Annotated in this window: 14 protein-coding genes, 1 tRNA gene and 2 pseudogenes; 10 read left to right on the forward strand and 7 right to left on the reverse strand. The window is 64.2% G+C overall.

Going from position 1 to position 16,939, the window contains the following annotated elements; genetic code table 11:
- Positions 1 to 14: 14 nt before the first annotated feature.
- Complete coding sequence (locus AC1Q7F_RS14410) at positions 15 to 665, reverse strand: BON domain-containing protein (protein WP_492507966.1); 651 nt, start codon at positions 663 to 665, stop codon at positions 15 to 17.
- 208 nt (positions 666 to 873) lie between these two features.
- Here AC1Q7F_RS14410 and AC1Q7F_RS14415 point away from each other — a divergent pair, with 208 nt between their 5' ends.
- Entirely contained in the window at positions 874 to 1,296 is a 423-nt protein-coding gene (locus AC1Q7F_RS14415) for a DUF3775 domain-containing protein (protein ID WP_492507968.1), read from the forward strand.
- 17 nt (positions 1,297 to 1,313) lie between these two features.
- Here the strand turns inward: AC1Q7F_RS14415 and AC1Q7F_RS14420 are convergent, their stop codons facing one another.
- On the reverse strand, positions 1,314 to 2,036 hold the full coding sequence (locus tag AC1Q7F_RS14420; RefSeq protein ID WP_492507970.1) for a phosphoribosyltransferase: 723 nt from the start codon (positions 2,034 to 2,036) through the stop codon (positions 1,314 to 1,316).
- Between the two features lie 14 nt (positions 2,037 to 2,050).
- Between AC1Q7F_RS14420 and AC1Q7F_RS14425 the strand changes: the two genes are divergently transcribed.
- From AC1Q7F_RS14425 to AC1Q7F_RS14445, 5 genes and pseudogenes are all read left to right on the forward strand, one after another.
- On the forward strand, positions 2,051 to 3,262 hold the full coding sequence (locus AC1Q7F_RS14425) for a hypothetical protein (RefSeq protein ID WP_492507972.1): 1,212 nt from the start codon (positions 2,051 to 2,053) through the stop codon (positions 3,260 to 3,262).
- Between the two features lie 74 nt (positions 3,263 to 3,336).
- Positions 3,337 to 3,582: a hypothetical protein gene (locus AC1Q7F_RS14430; RefSeq protein WP_492507974.1), complete on the forward strand. Its 246-nt coding sequence runs from the start codon at positions 3,337 to 3,339 to the stop codon at positions 3,580 to 3,582.
- A gap of 285 nt (positions 3,583 to 3,867) precedes the next feature.
- Positions 3,868 to 5,592, forward strand: a complete 1,725-nt coding sequence (locus tag AC1Q7F_RS14435; protein ID WP_492507976.1) for a PHA/PHB synthase family protein — start codon at positions 3,868 to 3,870, stop codon at positions 5,590 to 5,592.
- A gap of 52 nt (positions 5,593 to 5,644) precedes the next feature.
- Positions 5,645 to 6,631 (forward strand): zinc-dependent alcohol dehydrogenase family protein, encoded by a 987-nt coding sequence (locus AC1Q7F_RS14440; RefSeq protein ID WP_492507978.1) that lies wholly within the window; start codon positions 5,645 to 5,647, stop codon positions 6,629 to 6,631.
- Positions 6,632 to 6,654: 23 nt separating this feature from the next.
- Positions 6,655 to 7,269: pseudogene (locus tag AC1Q7F_RS14445) on the forward strand (IS3 family transposase); the annotation flags it as partial.
- On the opposite strand, the pseudogene AC1Q7F_RS14450 reads toward AC1Q7F_RS14445, so the two are convergent.
- The 4 genes and pseudogenes from AC1Q7F_RS14450 to AC1Q7F_RS14465 all read right to left on the reverse strand — a co-directional run.
- Positions 7,249 to 7,488 (reverse strand): annotated as a pseudogene (locus AC1Q7F_RS14450) (IS66 family transposase); the annotation flags it as partial. The pseudogenes AC1Q7F_RS14445 and AC1Q7F_RS14450 overlap by 21 nt on opposite strands.
- Positions 7,485 to 9,701, reverse strand: a complete 2,217-nt coding sequence (locus AC1Q7F_RS14455; RefSeq protein ID WP_492507980.1) for a carboxylesterase family protein — start codon at positions 9,699 to 9,701, stop codon at positions 7,485 to 7,487. The gene AC1Q7F_RS14455 and the pseudogene AC1Q7F_RS14450, both read right to left, overlap by 4 nt.
- A 14-nt stretch (positions 9,702 to 9,715) precedes the next feature.
- Positions 9,716 to 11,095, reverse strand: coding sequence for an alpha/beta hydrolase family protein (locus AC1Q7F_RS14460; RefSeq protein WP_492507981.1), 1,380 nt, complete (start codon positions 11,093 to 11,095; stop codon positions 9,716 to 9,718).
- A 31-nt stretch (positions 11,096 to 11,126) separates the two neighbouring features.
- Entirely contained in the window at positions 11,127 to 13,979 is a 2,853-nt protein-coding gene (locus AC1Q7F_RS14465) for a TonB-dependent receptor plug domain-containing protein (RefSeq protein ID WP_492507983.1), read from the reverse strand.
- A 335-nt stretch (positions 13,980 to 14,314) separates the two neighbouring features.
- Between AC1Q7F_RS14465 and AC1Q7F_RS14470 the strand changes: the two genes are divergently transcribed.
- Positions 14,315 to 15,052, forward strand: a complete 738-nt coding sequence (locus AC1Q7F_RS14470) for a dienelactone hydrolase family protein (RefSeq protein ID WP_492507985.1) — start codon at positions 14,315 to 14,317, stop codon at positions 15,050 to 15,052.
- An 83-nt stretch (positions 15,053 to 15,135) separates the two neighbouring features.
- On the forward strand, positions 15,136 to 16,239 hold the full coding sequence (locus AC1Q7F_RS14475) for a lactonase family protein (protein ID WP_492507987.1): 1,104 nt from the start codon (positions 15,136 to 15,138) through the stop codon (positions 16,237 to 16,239).
- Between the two features lie 12 nt (positions 16,240 to 16,251).
- On the opposite strand, the gene AC1Q7F_RS14480 is transcribed toward AC1Q7F_RS14475, so the two are convergent.
- On the reverse strand, positions 16,252 to 16,473 hold the full coding sequence (locus tag AC1Q7F_RS14480) for a hypothetical protein (protein ID WP_492507989.1): 222 nt from the start codon (positions 16,471 to 16,473) through the stop codon (positions 16,252 to 16,254).
- A 15-nt stretch (positions 16,474 to 16,488) separates the two neighbouring features.
- Between AC1Q7F_RS14480 and AC1Q7F_RS14485 the strand changes: the two genes are divergently transcribed.
- Positions 16,489 to 16,586, forward strand: a tRNA-OTHER gene (locus AC1Q7F_RS14485).
- A 40-nt stretch (positions 16,587 to 16,626) separates the two neighbouring features.
- Positions 16,627 to 16,851 (forward strand): hypothetical protein, encoded by a 225-nt coding sequence (locus AC1Q7F_RS14490; protein ID WP_492507991.1) that lies wholly within the window; start codon positions 16,627 to 16,629, stop codon positions 16,849 to 16,851.
- Positions 16,852 to 16,939: the final 88 nt, after the last annotated feature.

Consider the following 16,939-nt stretch of genomic DNA (forward strand, 5'->3'; position numbering starts at 1 on the left):
TGGCCGGCGCCATTTCATAGGATCTTCAGATGATTGACCACGGCGTTGACGCCGGTGGCCGACCAGGCGGCCCGGCTTGCCGCCTCGATCTCACCAAGGTCGTGCACATAGCCTTCCAGCGTCACCGTGCCGTTCGTCGCCTCCACCTGGATGCGCGCGGAATCCAGTTCGGCCCGGCGGCGCAGCGCATCCTCGATCCGGACGCGCACATCGCCGACATTGACCAGCGGCCGTACCCTGATGTGGTTAATGACATCGATGATGCCGCTCAGCCGTTGCACGGCATTTTCGGCGGCACGCCGCTGGTATTGCCAGGCGACCTCGCCCGTCAGGGTGACGATGCCGTTTTCGATCCGGGCGTGGATCTTGTCGTCCGGGACGGCGATATCCCATTTCAGGATACGCGCGACCCGCTCCGCGACCTCGTCATCGGCGGTCTTGCGGTCACTGGGCAGGTGGACTTCCAGTTCCTGCGCCACGGCCCGGACGCCGCGCACGCGGAAGGCGGCCTGCTCGGCGGCCAGTTTCTCCGCAAAGCTGGCGACATGCCCCGTCAACGTGACGGCGCCATCATAGGCGGCCACACCGATATGGCTGGCATCGAGGCTGGGGTCGAAGTCGAGTTCCGCGATCACATCCTGTTGAATCTTGCGATCCGCTTCCATGACAAACCTCCGCTTGTGGAAAAAGGACATCGCCATTTTCATGAAGCGGCGGTGTCATTCCATGACGGCGGTCAACATCCCTGCGGCCATCGCCGCCCCTTATCATGGGGGCGGCTTGATCTTGCGCAATGCGGCTGCGTTTCCCGATGCGATTATGGCAGCAGCGGTTCCGGATGGGCTGGAGCCTGCCCCTCCGGAGGAAACAGCGATGGCGCCGCAGCCACCCAGCCTGTCGATCTCGCCGCAGAAGATCTGCTTCATCGTCGTCAAGGCGCGTCAATATGATGTGAAGGATGCCGTCACCGACCCCGATCCCGGTTCCAATGCCAGCGACGACGGGATGCGCGCCGTGCTGGAGGACCATCGCGACGATCCGGTGCGCACCGAACTCACTGCCTGCATCCAGTCCTTGAACGAGGACGAGCAGGTCGATCTTGTCGCGCTGGCCTGGCTGGGGCGGGGGGATGGCGACCTGGCCGACTGGAAAGAGTTGCGGGCCGAAGCGGCCCGGGCGCACAACAACCGGACGGCCTCCTACCTGCTGGGCATGCCGCTGCTGGCGGATTACCTGGAGGAGGGAATGGCGCGGTTCGGCCTCTCCTGCCTGCCGTTCGAAGAGGGACATCTGTGACGGGTCCGCTTCCCCTCTCAAGCCCCATTGGCGGGAAAGCGATTGAGGATGGCCACTACTTCGGTGTCACCGACCTGATGAAAATCCTCATAGAAGGCGCCCACGGCCGCGAACACCGGCGGCTGCTCCAGGCAGACAAGCTTGTCCGCCTCCGCTGTCAGTTCGGCTATCGCTCCGCGGGGGGCGACGGGAACGGCCAGGACAAGTTCGGCCGGGTGGAGCAGCCTCAAGGCCCGCAAGGCGGCCTTGGCCGTGGCACCGGTGGCGAGGCCGTCATCGATGACGACGACGACCCGTCCCGCGATGTCCGTGCGCGCCCGTCCGCCCAGATACAGCCGGCGGCGACGGTCGATCTCCATGCGTTCGGCCTCGGCGTGGCGGGCGAAGGTGGCCTCATCGATGCCCGCCTGCCGGAGTACCGCCTCGTTGCGCACCACGATGGGATGGTCGCCATCCATGATGGCACCCATGACCAGTTCGGGCTGGCCCGGAAGGCCGATCTTGCGGACCAGTGCCAGGTCCAGCGGCGCCTTGAGGGCTGCCGCTACTTCCGCCGCCACCGGCACGCCGCCGCGCGGCAAGGCCAGGATGAGCGGCCGCCGGATCTCATAGGATTTCAGCGCCTGCGCCAGCAGGCGCCCGGCGTCGGATCGGTCGTGGAACAGCATATCGTTCTCCAGCCTGAATGTGGGGAACGATGCTGCACCACCGGCGGAGGCCGTCTCAATGACCGGCGTCAAGGAGCGCATCCTTGATGGAGGGGCCGTACCTTTCCGATCCGTCCGCTGTCAGCCTTGAGGACAAGGTCGGCTTTCTACGCCGCCCCGGCAGCTACCCGTCCGGCGTCACCACCGTCGAGGCGCTGGAAACCCACATGGCCTGGGTCTTCCTGGCCGGCAATCTGGTGTACAAGCTGAAGAAGCCGGTACGCTTCTCCTATCTCGATTATTCCACCATCGATCGCCGGGCGACGGCCTGCCGCACGGAGTTCCGCGTCAACCGGCGCACGGCCGCGGATGTCTATCTGGGCGTGGTGCCGTTGGTCCTCACGCCGGCGGGACTGTCCATCGGCGGGCAGGGCCTTGTCGTGGACTGGCTGCTGGTGATGCGGCGGCTGCCGGAAGCCGGCAACTTGGCGGCGGTCATCGCAGCGCACCGGTTGAAACCGGTAGAGGTGGACCGGATCGCCCGGGCGCTGGCGGCCTTCTATGCAGCGGCCCCGCATATCGTTCTGCACCCCGGCCAGCAGTCCGCCTCGTGGGCACGGGCCCTGGTCTTCAACCGGCGCATCCTGCTGGACCGGCATTGCGGCCTGCATCATGGAGCCGTGGAGCGGATCATCCGGGTCCTGCGACGCTTCCTGTATCTGCACGCCGGGGTTCTGGGACGGCGGCGGCACCGGATCGTCGACGCCCAGGGCGATCTGCGGCCCGAACATATCTGGCTGTCCGGCAGGATCACCTTCATCGACCGGCTGGAATTCTCCGCCGTTCTCCGGACCCTGGACCCACTGGATGAACTGGCGTTCCTGGACGTGGAATGCCGCCGGCTTGGCGCCGATTGGGTCGGCGCGCAGCTTCGCCGCCGGCTGGCGATCCGGCTGGGCGAGCATCCGGCCGACGGGCTGTTCCTTTTCTATCGCTGTTTCCGGGCGCTATTGCGCGCCCGCATCGCCATCGCCCACCTCCTGGATCCCACGCCGCGCCTGCCGGAGAAATGGCGGGCCCAGGCCCGGCTCTATCTGCGCATGGCTACCGCCGATGCGGTGAAGCTGGAACGCGGCCTCCGGCGGGTCAAGACACCAGCAGATCGGTCGGCAACTGTGCCGCCGGTATCAGGTCGTGCTTCGCCAGTACCAGCCCGGACGCCATGCCGGTCCGGCGGCGCTTCTCGGCACGGGCCATGCCAACAGGCCGCCCGGCTGCCGCCGCCAGCATACCCACCGCTTGCGTGCCGGTCAGGGTGAACATCCGGACATGATCGACCTCCGGTCAGGAGGAGATGAACGGCTCGGTGCAGTTTTGTTGCGCGCGTCGCGACATGACGGAGATCAAGGCCGTCATCGATCAGCGGCATAATGTGGCCGCGATGAACTGCGATGCTCATCGACGTCGGGCGAGGTGGAAGCATGACGGACGACAAGTCTCCCCATCCTGTCCGACGGGGGCCGGCCGTTTCACCCTGCGCACGGTACCTGTCCTCCTGCAAGGCAATCCCGTCTGGCACGATTATGATCAGGCGGCACGGCCCCTACGCACCGCCATCAACCGGCTGCAATGGCGTTGAGCCCAAGACGGACAGGACTCCGAGAATATCGTCGACCACCGCAGGTGTCCTTGAAAGACTTGATCAATGTCAACGACAGCAGCGGGCATCGGCGCCTTTGATGATGGGACCATCCGGCCGACCTTTGCCGACAAGGACATGAACATGATCGTCGAAAACCAAGACATCCCGTCCGTCCCGAAGGGAGGGCCCAGGCCGGGACATCCTTTACCGGTTCCGGTGTTTCAGGCCGACGATGGGGACGGAGCACCGTCCCAGCGCCTGCTAGGCAGGGACTCCTATGCGGTGACGGCCATCGGCGACATTGCCGACCGGGCCGTGCATGCGGGCATCGCCCGTTTCACGGCCGGCCTTTCGCCGGCGGCCCTGGCGGGCGCCTACCTGGACTGGGCATCGCATCTTGCCGTCAGTCCGGGTAAGCAGATGCAACTCCTGGACAAGACATTCCGGAAAACCCTGCGGCTTGGCACCTATGCCGCACACTGCGCGGCGGGCAGGCATGAGGCCGGTGGATGCATCACCCCGCTGCCGCATGATCGCCGCTTCGTCGACGATGCCTGGCAGAAGCCGCCCTACAACATGATCCATCAGGCGTTCCTGCTGACCCAGCAATGGTGGCACAATGCATCGACCAGCGTCCGCGGGGTCAGCCGGCAGCATGAACGCGTCATCGAGTTCGTGTCCCGCCAGATCCTCGACATGGTCTCTCCCGCGAATTTCCTTCCCACCAATCCGGAATTGCTGCAGCACACGGTGCAGCAGGGCGGAATGAACCTTCTGCGCGGCGCCCAGAACCTGGTCGAGGATTGGGAGCGGGCGGTGTCGGGCAAGAAGCCGGTGGGAACGGAGCGGTTCAAGGTCGGCAAGGATATCGCGGCGACCCAAGGCAAGGTGATCTACCGCAACCGGCTGATCGAGCTGATCCAGTATGCACCCAGCACGCCGATGGTGCGGCCACAGCCTGTGCTGATCGTGCCGGCCTGGATCATGAAATATTATATCCTCGACCTGTCACCGGAAAACTCGCTGATCAGGCATCTGGTGGATGAGGGCTTCACGGTCTTCGCGATCTCGTGGCGAAACCCCGATCCCGACTGCCGGGATCTGGGCATGGAGGATTATCGGCGCCGGGGTGTGATGGCGGCACTGGACGTCATTGGTGCAATCGTGCCGGGAGAAGGGGTGCATGCGGTCGGCTATTGCCTGGGCGGCACGCTGCTGTCCATCGCCGCGGCCGCAATGGCGCGCGACGGGGACGAGCGTCTGCGGTCCGTCACGTTGCTGGCGACGCAGACCGACTTCACCGAGGCCGGGGAACTGATGCTGTTCATCAATGAAAGCCAGGTCACCTTCCTGGAAGATATGATGTGGGAGCAGGGTTTCCTGGATGCACGCCAGATGGCCGGCGCCTTCCAGCTGCTGCGCTCCAACGACCTGATCTGGTCCCGCCTGGTCCGCAACTACCTGATGGGGGAGCGGGAAGCCGTGACCGACCTGATGGCCTGGAACGCCGACGCGACCCGCATGCCTTACCGCATGCATTCCGAATATCTGCGCCATCTGTTCCTGGACAACGACCTGGCCGAGGGCCGTTATCTCGTCGATGGCATGCCGGTGGCGCTGAGCGATATCCGCATTCCCATCTTTGCGGTGGCGACCAGGGCCGACCATGTCGCGCCCTGGCGATCGGCCTTCAAGATCCACCTGCTGACTGACACCGACGTGACCTTCCTGCTGACCAGCGGCGGGCACAATGCCGGCATCGTCTCCGAACCGGGGCATCCGGGGCGCAGCTACCAGATCAGGACCCGCTCAAGCACCCAGCCCTATATCCACCCCGATGCCTGGGCCGACAGCGAGCCCATGCTGCACGGTTCGTGGTGGCCGGAATGGTTCGCCTGGCTGATGGAACGGTCCGGGCCGCCCACGCCGCCGCCCGGCACGGGGGCGCCCGCCGCGGGGTTCCCAGCCCTGGCGGACGCGCCGGGAACCTATGTGCTTCAGGACTGATACCGGGTTCCATCACGATCACATGATCGAGACTCTCCGGGGAGAAGCATCCATGCGTGCCATGCTCCTGCGCCGGCCCGGCAGTCCGCTGGAGCCGGTCGAATGGCCCGATCCTGCACCGGGACCGGGCGAAGTCCGTATCAAGGTCGCGGCTTGCGGCATCTGCCGGACCGATCTGCATGTCGTGGACGGGGAGCTTCCCGAGACGTGCCTGCCGATCATACCAGGTCATGAGGTCGTCGGCACCATCGATGCCGTTGGCCCGGGCGTCACGGTGCGGCGGCTTGGCGAGCGGGTCGGGGTCGGCTGGCTGGGCCACACCTGTGGCCGCTGCGCCTATTGCCGGGACGAACGCGAGAACCTGTGCGACGGGCCGCAATTCACCGGCTGCACAAGGCATGGCGGCTTCGCGACGCATATGATCGCGGATGCAGGCTACGCCTACCCCCTGGAGGGGCTGGAGGATGACGACGCCTCCGTGGCGCCCCTGCTTTGCGCCGGCCTCATCGGCTGGCGGTCGCTGGTCATGGCCGGCCACGCGCCCAGGCTCGGCATCTACGGTTTCGGTGCGGCCGGGCATATCATCCTGCAGGTCGCCCGCTGGCAGGGGCGGCGGGTGTTCGTCTTCACCCGCCCGGGCGACACGGACGCCCAGGCCTTTGCCCGCTCGCTGGGGGCGGACTGGGTTGGCTCATCGGCAGAGATGCCGCCGGAACCGCTCGACGCCGCCATCCTCTATGCGCCGGTCGGCGCCCTGGTTCCGGCGGCGTTGCGCGCCGTCCGCAAGGGCGGCCGCGTGATCTGTGCCGGCATCCACATGACGGATATCCCAGCATTTCCCTATCGCTGGCTTTGGGGCGAGCGCCAGATCATGTCGGTCGCTAACCTGACCAGAGCCGACGCCGCCGGCTTTATACGGGTTGCACGGCAGGTCGATATCACGACCCATGTAACCCTCTATCCGCTTGCCGAAGCGAACCGGGCGCTCGACGATCTCCGAGCCGGACATGTCAGGGGCGCGGCCGTGCTGCGCCCCTGACAGCGGGCGAGGCCTGAATCGATCAGCGCGATACCGGTCTGAAGGCCGATATCCGGCGGGTGTTCGACGAGAATTTCCAGGTCTATGGGGTGCGCAAAAGCCTGCCCCGGACCTGATCCGGAGTGTGGCGGCAGTTGCAGCGCGAGGGCATCCAGGTGGCGCGCTGCACGGTCGCGCGGCTGATGCGGGAGATGGGCCTTCGGGGTGCCATCCGCGGCAAGCCGGTGAAAATCATCATTGCCGACAAGGCCTTACCCTGTCCGCTGAACCGGGTGAACCGGCAGTTCCGGGCCGACCGGCCCGATCAACTGTGGCTGTCCGATTTCACCGACGTGTCCACCTGGAGCAGCTTTGTCTATGTGGCTTTCATCATCGATGCCTTTGCCCGGCGGATCGTCGGATGGCGGGTATCCCGCACGGCCGACGCTGGCTTTGTCCTGGATGCCTTGGAGCAGGCCCTGCATCAGCGCCGGCCGGCCGGAAAATCTGGACTGGTCCACTATTCGGACCGGGGCAGCCAATATCTGTCCATCCGATACTCCGAGCGGCTGGGCCTCGCCGACATCGGAGCCGCAGAAGGTCCAGTTCCGGCTTCCGACGGCGATGCCGTGCAGGGTGCGTTCGGCGGCTTTGTTCGACATGCAGATACGCCCGTCCTCCAGGAATCGGGTCATGGCATCCCACCGGTTCAGGGCATAGTCCATGGCCTTGGCAGGATCCGACTTGGGCGACAAGCGGGCACGGCTGGTGCGCAGCCATTGCTCCAGATCGGCGATCAAGGGGCGGCTTTTCTTCTGGCGGGTTTCGGCACGTTCCGATTGAGTTCTCACTGTCTCCCGATCATTGAAATGGGTCACCAGGCCGGCTGGGTGGCGTAGAAGCGCTTCCAGAAGTCGGCCCGTTCCGAACTGGACACCGGGATCGGGCGGAAATTGTCGCCCAGTTCCATCACCTGCGGCACCTGCGCGCTATAGGCCGGCCATTCCGGCAGACCCGGTGCATTGGGGTCGCCCTTCTTGATGATGTTGGCCCAGTAGGACGACATGACATCCGCAATATGCCGGTCTTCGGCGGTCCAGGGTTTGTCCAGCCTGTCCAGACTGTTGAACACATAGGGAATTTCGGAGCCGTGATAGGCACCGCGGGTCGCCTGTGTCGGACCCGGGACCGCATGGGTCCAGAAATAGGTATGAACCGGAACCTTGTTGGCCTTGGTCCACAAGGTGCCCCACATCCAGGTGGAGATGCGTGAATTATCGCGCGCGGCAATGTTGTTCTGCCGTGCTGCCTCGTCATCATTCGTGGCGGGGTAGAGTTTCAGGAATTCATCCGCCAGCGGCCCGAACTTGCGCTTTGCGGCTGCCTGGAACTGGGCCAGGGTCACATTGGTCTGCGGCATGCCGGGACGGGGTGGGGTCGTGCTGGCCCGGATGGCAGGCACCGCCGTTTCGGGCACGGCACCCGTCTCATCCTTGTTGTTGCCGGCAACATATTTCACCTTGTTCTGGGTGCCCGATTGGTAGGTGTCCCAATAGGATTGCGGAATGATCCAGCCATCAATCACGGGGCGGAACAGGGGCGGCTTGCCGTCGCTGCCCGTCTCCACGTTGGCATCAATGGTGTTGGAGCCCTCAATCAGGGTCTGCCATGGGAGCTGTCGTAGCTCAGCCAGCGTCTTCGTGCCATATCTTGCAATATACGCGCTTCCCGCCGTCTCGGCGGCGTCCTTGGCACGCCAGGAGACGGACAGGTACCGCAGCTCCGTATCACGCGGATACCGGGCATGGCTCTGTCCGATGCTGGCCCGGAACAGGCCGGTGGCCAGCGGCGACATGGACAGGAACCCTACCGAGCCGGCGCCCGCCGATTGTCCGCCGATCGTCACCTGTTCCGGGTCACCGCCAAAGGCCGCGATATTGCGCCTCACCCATTGCAGCGCGGCGATATCGTCCAGCAGCCCGTAATTGCCCGAGGCGTTGTGTCCAGACTCCCGGCTCAGCTCCGGGGTCGCCAGGAAGCCCAGCACGCCGACACGGTAATTCAAGGTCACGACGACGACGCCCTTGGCGGCCAGACCTTCGCCATCGAATTCCGGGTTCGCACCCGTGCCGCCGATGAAGCCGCCACCATAGATCCAGACATAGACGGGGCGCTTCTGCTGACTGCCCGGTTGGGCGCCGGTCCAGACATTCAGCGTCAGGCAATCCTCGCTTTGCGGCAGGCCACCGGCCATGTCGCCGCCGGGCTGCGGGCAGGCAGGACCGAAACTGTCGGCCTTGCGCACACCATCCCAGGCCAGGGGGGCTGCCGGTGCCCGCCAGCGCAAGTCACCGACTGGCGGTGCGGCATAGGGGATGCCGCGATAGACGGCGATGTCCGGATTCCGGCCGGTGGCCCCGGTCAGCAGACCTGTCTCCACCGTCACCGGTGTGGTAGTGGCGGCAATGCCGGCCTTCTGCGACGGACCGGCCGCATAGCCCACCAGATCACCACTGGCCAGCACATGGCCCCTCATGGTGTCCTGCAGGGCGGCGAACGTAACCTCTCCGGACAGGGGCAACAAGGTGTCCAGCGCCACGACCTGGAAATGATAGGCATGGCGGCGCGTATCATGCGGGTGGGGGCCGGCATATCCGGCGACAGGACCATGCACATTGGGGCCGAAACCGGCCCCCTCAGGGGCGGTCAGGTGGCCGGGCGTCAGGGACAGGGTGTTGGCCGGAATATTGTACAAGGTCAGATGGATGCTGGTGCCGGCGTCGACTGATCCTTCCTGTCCGCGCGTCCCTTGCATGACCACGACGTAGGAGCGGGTTCCGGCCGGTCCTTTCGACCAGCTCAAACCGGGAAACAGATTCTCACCGTACTGTGTGGCGGACAAGGGCAGGTCGTCACCCTGGACGAAACCCGGGCTTGTCACCGTCAGCTTGGTCGAAGCCGGCAGGGCATTGACCAGCAATTGCCGGTCGTGACCGACACTGCCCGGCATCGGCTGCGCCAGGGCACCGGAGACGGAGATGGCCAGCAGACAGGTGGTGAGAAGGGCGCGGCGGCCCGTGGTGAAGCGCATTTTCATGTCCTCCTTCATCCACCGGAACGGCCACCGAAGCGGCCGGGCTTTGCCAGCCAGGCATCGATATAGTCGTAGGTGGCTTTTTGCGTGTCGCCGAATTCGCCGGGCTGACGCTCACAGGCTTTGCAGGTATCGAACAGGTGGGTGGCCCCATCGACGAAGGCGATGGTCTTGTCCGGGCTTTGCGCCTGTTCATAGATGGTTTCAGCGGCCAGGAACTCCCAATGGCCTGTCATGCCCATGACCAGCAGCGGCGCCGTCACCCCCTGCACGTTGCCCGGCGGGCTGGCATAGGTGGACGTCCAGTCGATGCCCTGGACACCGCTTTCATCATAGCTGAAGTCGGGCAGGGTGCGCACGGCATAGCTGTTAAGGTAGTTGCGTACCGTCGTCTTCAGCGCCCCCTTGATCAGGGAGGGGGAGTTGTTGCGGGTGTTTTCCGGCACCCGGACAGTCTTTACGACCCCGGTCGTCACACGACCGCCGGGATGGATCAGGGGCCAGGGTTTGCGGGTCCGCGACATCAGGCGGACATCCTGGGCGAATAGCTTGTTATTGCTGCCCAGCAGGATGGCGCCCGGAACCACAAAGGGCGCATCATCGGTGAATGGCCCCTTGCCCGCCTGAATGTCGGCCAGCGCCGTTTGCGCCCTGGCAATCAGGGCGTTGTTCCGCTGCCCCGCGGCCGTCAGGAATTTACCCGTGAATTCCGGGCTGTAGCTGGAGCCTGACGGGGTGAAGCCATTGGCCGGGTTGAACATGTCCAGCGCCGGATCCAGCTCCATCCCCGCCGTTTCGTCCTTCACGGCGGGATCCAGGCTGAACAGCGTCATGGCGCCCAGGCCCCAATTGCTGTCGATCAGCATCAGGCCGTCGGCGGCCGGCAGACCGGCAAGGCTGTCTGGGCATTTCCAGATCTTCTCCGCCGACTGGCAAATCCCGGTCCCCTTCTCGGCGATGAGCTGATAGGCGCTCATGACCGTGCCGCCGCCGCTATGGCCCAGCAGAACCACATGCTTCACGCCGGGATGGCGGCGCAGCCAGGCCACACCTTCCTTCGCCTCCATCAATACCTGATCCAGCATGCCGTCGTTGGAGATGCCGGATTTGCTGCTGCTGTTATTGGCGCAGAGAACGCGATATCCCCGCTGTGACAGCTCTGTGCAGCCGGGAAAGCTCAGATAGTCGGCAGCAGAATGCATGATGAAGATGGCGGTCCCGGCCTTGGGGCCGATAACCGCCGGTTCATACAGCACTCCCGGAACACCCCGCGCCAACGGAACGAAGCTGGTACGGGGGGGCGCCGCCGTTTGCGCCGGTGCCTGCTGGATACCCAGCAGGACCAGCGCCGACAGGGCGGCAACCGACGACAAGGTGCGTAACACGGACATGGTGGCTTCCTGTCGGCAATACACGGCCGGGTTAGCCCCGGATGCGGAAGCCGATCAGGAAGGCGCGGCCTGTCGGGTCGTCGGAGAATTCGAACGACTGACCGGCAGAAGTAGTACCGCTGTAATAGCCGCTCAGCGGCGGAGTGGCGTCGAAGACGTTGGTGACCGACAGGTAGATGGAACTGCTGTTGATCTTCCAGGCTGACCCCGTGTCATAGGTGAAGGTCAGGTTGGTGGTGCCATAGGGGCTGACATGCGGGTCAGCGAAGACCTGGCTCTCGACGCCGCTGCGCTTGAAGGCGTTGCGCCAGCGCTGGAACACATCCACCTTCAGTTCGTCGGTCGCCTGATAGCTGAGGAAGGCCGACAGTTGAACGCTGGGGCTGGGCATCAGGCCATTTTGGCCCCAGCCTGCACCGCCCTGGTCGATGGTGGCGATGCCCGGCTGTTCGTAATAGATGTGCGGCTGGTAGTTCGCCATGACGCGCAGGCCCAGCGGCCGGTCGAAAACCTCCGTGCTGTACCCGAACTCCGCATCCAGGCCCCAGGTGCGCACCCGCGCGATATTCTGCGGCTTGTTGTAGAAGGCGGTGACGGTGCCGGCGGCATTGCGCTGGATCAGCGCGCAATAGGGCGACGTGCCGTTGCTGCCATAGCAGGCATTCTGGATGGCTGCGTTGAAGCCCTGCACGATGGTGATCGCGTCATTCACGACGGTCTTGTAATAGTCCAGCGTGAAGGTGGCGCCGGGCAGGAACTCCGGTGCATAGACGGCGCCGATCGTATGGGTCCGCCCGACCTCTGCCGACAGATCCTTGTTGCCATCATTGATGGATGGCACGAACACGGCGGTGTTGGTCAGCGCATCGACGAAATTGCCATTGATGATGGTTGTCGGCTGGAATAGGTCGTAAAGGGTCGGCGCGCGGATATCGCGGGACACCGTGCCACGGAACTTCAACGCGTCATCCACTTCCCAGACGCCGCCAACCTTCCAGGTGCCATAGCTTCCGCTGGTGCTGTAATCGGTATAGCGGGCGGCACCGTTCAGGTTCAGGGCCTTGGCAAAGGCCATATCGGCCAGCAGCGGCACCTCAACCTCGATCGCCGCTTCCTTCACGCTCTGCGTGACCTTGCCGCTGCGCGGGTAGGTGGTCGGATAGAGCGTGGTCGTGGCCGTGCAATTGTAGCGCAGGCCCGCACAGTTCGCGAGATCGGTGGGCGAGGCGGTGCTGGACGCATCGAAGGAAATGCGCCGCGCCTCACCCGACAGTGCCACATTGACCGGGCCGGCCCAATTGTCGAACAGCGACCCGGAAATGGCGAAATCGCCGGCATCCATTTTGGTATGGGTCAGGAAATTCACACTGCCCAGCACGTAATCCAGGGCCTGCTGGTTGGAGGAGGTCGGGCCAAACAGGTTCAGCGGCACGCAGCCGGCATAGAAGGCATTGGTCAGGCTGGCTTGGCAGACAATGTTGCCGGTTGCCGGATTGACCACGGCATCAAGGGCGGCCGACAGGCGCTGGGCGTTGGGCAAATTGTTGACGGTGGTGTCCAGGCGGGAGCTGCCATGGCTGTAGCTGGCATTCCAGTTGAAGCCACCCAGATCACCCTCCAGGCCCGTGATATAGTAATATTGGTCGGTCTTGGCGACGGCTTCCAGGCGCGGTGCGTCCTGCCAGATCTTATTCATGGTAAAGGTCGTCCGGCCCGCCGCCGCGAAGGCGTTGCGATATTCGGCCGACAGGAACGGATTGGCGGTGCTGATGGTCAGGCCCGTCAATTGGTTCCAGCCGGTATAGCCGGTATTTTCCTTCAGGTTGGCCGAGGCCTGGGCGAAGAAATGCACATTCTCGGTCAGATCGTAATCCAGGCGACCGAAAAGCTGCGTTCCCTCCGATGGGGAAACCATCGAGCTGTTCTGATAGGCGCCGTCGCCACCGATCTGACAGCAGCTCGACCCGGTGCTGGTGCCCCGGTCGAAGGTGGTCAACACGCCATTGGTTTCGAAATGCTGGCCGTTATACAGGCCGGTGGACGTGATCAGGCCGCCGAAGCTGAAGGTGCGCAAGCGCACATCACTGTTCAGAACATAGGGATTAGCGGCCGTGCCGGCTCCCTGCAGGGCGACCAGATTGTTCCAGTCGCGGTCATAGGCGCGGTTCAGGATACCGTCATTCTCACGCCGCTGCACACTGGCCTCGAAATGGCCATTGCTGCCGATGTCGAATCCGAAGGCGGCCGCGACATTGCGGGTCTTGGCGTCGCCCTCCTGGGACATCCCCGTTTCGGCGTTGGCCTGGAATCCGTTGAAATTCCGGTTCAGCACATAATTGACGACGCCAGACACGGCGTCGGAGCCATAGACGGCCGATACACCCCCGGTCACCACATCAACGCGCTTGATCAGGGCCTGTGGGATGATATCCACATCGACGGCGGAGTTATAGAGGGTCGGCGGCACCCGATGTCCGTCGAACAGCACCAGCGTGCGATAGGCGCCCAGGTTTCGCAGGTTCAGCACATTGGCATTGCCATTGCCACCCTGGACGCCGGTGGCATTGCTGCCGGGGTTGCTGAACGAATTGCGGGATCCGGAGAAGACCGGGAGATTGTTCAGCGCATCGGAGATCGACCCTGACGGCGCGGCCGCGAACAAGGCGCTGCTATCGATGGTGGTCAGTGGCGTCGGGCTGGCCGATCCATCCCTGATCACGCGGGAGCCGGTGACGACGATCTCTTCCAGCACCAGCGCGTCGTCGCCCGACATTTTGCCAGCTTCACCAGCGCTGCTGGTGGCGGTCTGTGCGATGGCCGTCTGTGACAGGCAAAGGGCGCTCGCGCCAAGCAGCAGCTTGGATAGAAATGTCGTGGACTTCATAGCGTTTCTTCCCGGCTATTCTTCTGGGCCTGCGGCTCCGGTACCCCCGATAAGGGTGACAGTCCGCAGGAATTTGAGGCTTCTGCCCATGGTTTGCATGCATCGGTGTTCAGGGGGGTATTGGTTTTGGGTGGTGATGAATAAGTTATGGGTGCCCCAATCCGCTGCGGCCGGAGCGGTCGTTATTTCCCGAACCAAAGGGGCCTTCGAGGTCGCCCCCTGCCAATCAATCGCAGGAAACCCAACTCCAATCGCCCCCTCACGGCCGGGAGCGCTACTGTGGCGGCCGGGCGGGCGCCTTTTGGTTGTCTTGAGAAGGTGGCATTGAATGCAATGTGTGGATATTCAGACGCGGGACGGATTATGTCCCACCTGGCTGCATCTGCCACAGGGGGGGCGGGGCGTGGCCCGCGATCATTCTCTACATGGATGGACCGGGCATCCGTCCGGCACTCCACCGGATGGCCCGGCGGCTGGCCGAAGCCGGATATGCTGTTCTGCTTCCCGACCTGTTCTACCGGTCGGGCGCCTATGAACCGGTTGATCCCAAGATCACCTTCACCGATCCCGTACGGCGTCAGGCGCACCGCGAAAAATACATGGCGCCGGTGACACCAAAGGCCGTGATGGCCGATACAGAGGCATTGCTGGCTTTCCTGGAGACGCGGACGGATATCAAGGCAGGCCCGATCGGCGTTGTCGGTTACTGCATGGGTGGGCGACTGGCGCTGATCGCTGCGGCGACCTTTCCAGACCGGATCGCGGCGGCAGCATCTTATCATGGGGGCGGGTTGGCCAATGAGGCGCCTGGCAGCCCGCATCTGCTAGCCCCCCGGATCAAGGCCCGCGTCTATGTTGCCGGCGCCATCGAAGATGCGAATTTCGACGACGATCAGAAGCAGCGACTGGCACAGGCGCTGGCCGAGGCTGGTGTTGATCATGTCGTGGAAACCCGTCCTGCCCGCCATGGCTGGGTCCCCGACGATACGCCGGTCCATGACCCGGCGGAAGCTGAACATCATTGGCAGACCTTGTTGGCCTTGTTCGGGCGGAGTTTCTATAACGCGGCATGAATAACAATGAATCGGGGGGATTGATGAGGGGATTGATGATAAGTCCAAGGATGGGCGCCCATTGGCGCGCCGGACTGCTCTCAATGCTGGTTCTGGCAGGGCCGGCGGGTGCGCAGTCCTGCGAGGGCACGGATTTCTATATTGGTACCCAGGGCAGCGGGCAGGGCCAGGGTGTCTTTGCCGCCCGCCTGGATGAGCGGCAAGGGAACCTTTGCCTGGTGGGGTTGGCAGCCGAACTGGAACGACCGACCTGGATCGAGGCGCATCCGACCCGGCCCCTGCTTTATGCCGCCAGCGACGACAAGGCCGCGAACGAGACGCGCGGCCGTGTCCTGGTCCTGCGCCCCGCCGGGGATGAAGGCCGAATGACGGTGATTTCCAGCGCCGATTCCGGCGGGGCCGGTGCCACCCACCTGACCTTCGATGCCAAGGGCAAGGCCATCTTCACCGCGAATTTCCGCTCGGGCACGGCGGGCGTTTTGCCCGTCGCGTCGGATGGCACGGTGTCGGCGCCAACATCTACGGTGCAGAATGTCGGCACGGGCCCGAAGCCGCGTCAGACATCGCCGCATGCCCATGGTGTGGCGCTGGATGCCAACGGCAAATATCTCATCGTGCCCGACCTGGGGGCGGACAAGCTGTTCGTCTATCGCTATGATGCGGATCAGAGCAGTCTGGTCCCTGCTGCCGAACCGTCGGTCAGCCTTCCACCCGGTACCGGCCCCCGCCATGTCGCGCTGCATCCAAAGGGACGCTATGTCTATCTGATGTCGGAGTTCAGCCCCGTCATCTGGGTATACCAGCAGGACGTGAAGACCGGCGGCCTGAAGCTGCTGCAATCCATCGCCACCGGAACGGATGACGAAGCCGATACGGTCAAGGGGGCTGAGATCGCCATCAGCCCTGATGGACGCTTCGTCTATACCTCCACCCGCGGGGAGGACACGATCGGCGTCTATGCCGTGCGGCGCGACGGCACCTTGCAGGAGGTACAGCGTGTACCCAGTGGCGGCAAGCTGCCCTGGTCGTTCCGCCTGCATCCCAAGGGCAAATGGCTGCTGGTTGCCAATCAGGGCAGCAATAGCGTGACCCTGTTCCGGCGCGACACGCGTAGCGGAAAGCTGGAACCGGCCGGCCAACCCTTGTCCATCAACCTGCCGACCAGCGTGGCGTTCCTGGCGCGCTGATGGTGATGGGTGTCACGCGGCGTTCCGCCTGGCTGCCAGGATGCTCCGCGTGCTGACCCGGGATTTCACCATATTGATGAAATCCTTATGCAGCGCCGTCGGCAGCCAGTCGGCGCGTGTGGTGATGCCGATGGTGGGACAGGGCAGCGCCTGCTCGATCGGCACCCGCACCAGCAGGCTTTCATACTGAAGCTCATAAGAGGTCATCAGGGTCAGCCGGTCGCTGCCGGCCACCAGATGGCGGATGACGGGCAGGGCGCTGGTGACGATGGGGGTGCGCGGCTTCGGGCCGCCCGCGAACAGACCGTCAAAGCAGTTGCGCCGGTTCGATCCCGGCGTGCCCACCACCCATTCATATCGGATCAGGTCGGCATTGGAGACGCGTCCATGTTCGAGCAACGGATGGCCGCGCCGACCGACGACTTCGTACGGCGTTTCGGCCAGGGTCTGGCTGACCAGATCATCGCCTATGGTTTCCTGTGTCAGCCCAACGACGAGATCGACCTTGCCCTCCCGCAGGCGCTGCATCATCTCCGATGCGCTCTCATTGGCGATGCGCACATCCACCTTGGGCTGGCTGGCCAGGAATTCGTCCAGGACGGACGCCAGTAAAACGCTGCCCCCGAACGGCAGGGCGCCGATCGTGATGCGGCTTTCGCCCATGTCGCGGGCCACGTCGATTTCATTGATGGCCCAGTCG

The sequence above is a fragment of the Niveispirillum sp. GW835-FHT14G11 genome (genome assembly GCF_058793615.1).

What these genes read in the sequence shown, in the direction of transcription:
- AC1Q7F_RS14430 (WP_492507974.1), top strand. Translation starts at nt 3,337, where the DNA reads ATGACGGAGATCAAGGCCGTCATCGATCAGCGGCATAATGTGGCCGCG.
- AC1Q7F_RS14425 (WP_492507972.1), top strand. Translation starts at nt 2,051, where the DNA reads ATGGAGGGGCCGTACCTTTCCGATCCGTCCGCTGTCAGCCTTGAGGAC.
- AC1Q7F_RS14410 (WP_492507966.1), bottom strand. Translation starts at nt 665, where the DNA reads ATGGAAGCGGATCGCAAGATTCAACAGGATGTGATCGCGGAACTCGAC.
- AC1Q7F_RS14460 (WP_492507981.1), bottom strand. Translation starts at nt 11,095, where the DNA reads ATGTCCGTGTTACGCACCTTGTCGTCGGTTGCCGCCCTGTCGGCGCTG.
- AC1Q7F_RS14465 (WP_492507983.1), bottom strand. Translation starts at nt 13,979, where the DNA reads ATGAAGTCCACGACATTTCTATCCAAGCTGCTGCTTGGCGCGAGCGCC.
- AC1Q7F_RS14415 (WP_492507968.1), top strand. Translation starts at nt 874, where the DNA reads ATGGCGCCGCAGCCACCCAGCCTGTCGATCTCGCCGCAGAAGATCTGC.
- AC1Q7F_RS14490 (WP_492507991.1), top strand. Translation starts at nt 16,627, where the DNA reads ATGTTCGAGCAACGGATGGCCGCGCCGACCGACGACTTCGTACGGCGT.
- AC1Q7F_RS14440 (WP_492507978.1), top strand. Translation starts at nt 5,645, where the DNA reads ATGCGTGCCATGCTCCTGCGCCGGCCCGGCAGTCCGCTGGAGCCGGTC.
- AC1Q7F_RS14475 (WP_492507987.1), top strand. Translation starts at nt 15,136, where the DNA reads ATGCTGGTTCTGGCAGGGCCGGCGGGTGCGCAGTCCTGCGAGGGCACG.
- AC1Q7F_RS14455 (WP_492507980.1), bottom strand. Translation starts at nt 9,701, where the DNA reads ATGCGCTTCACCACGGGCCGCCGCGCCCTTCTCACCACCTGTCTGCTG.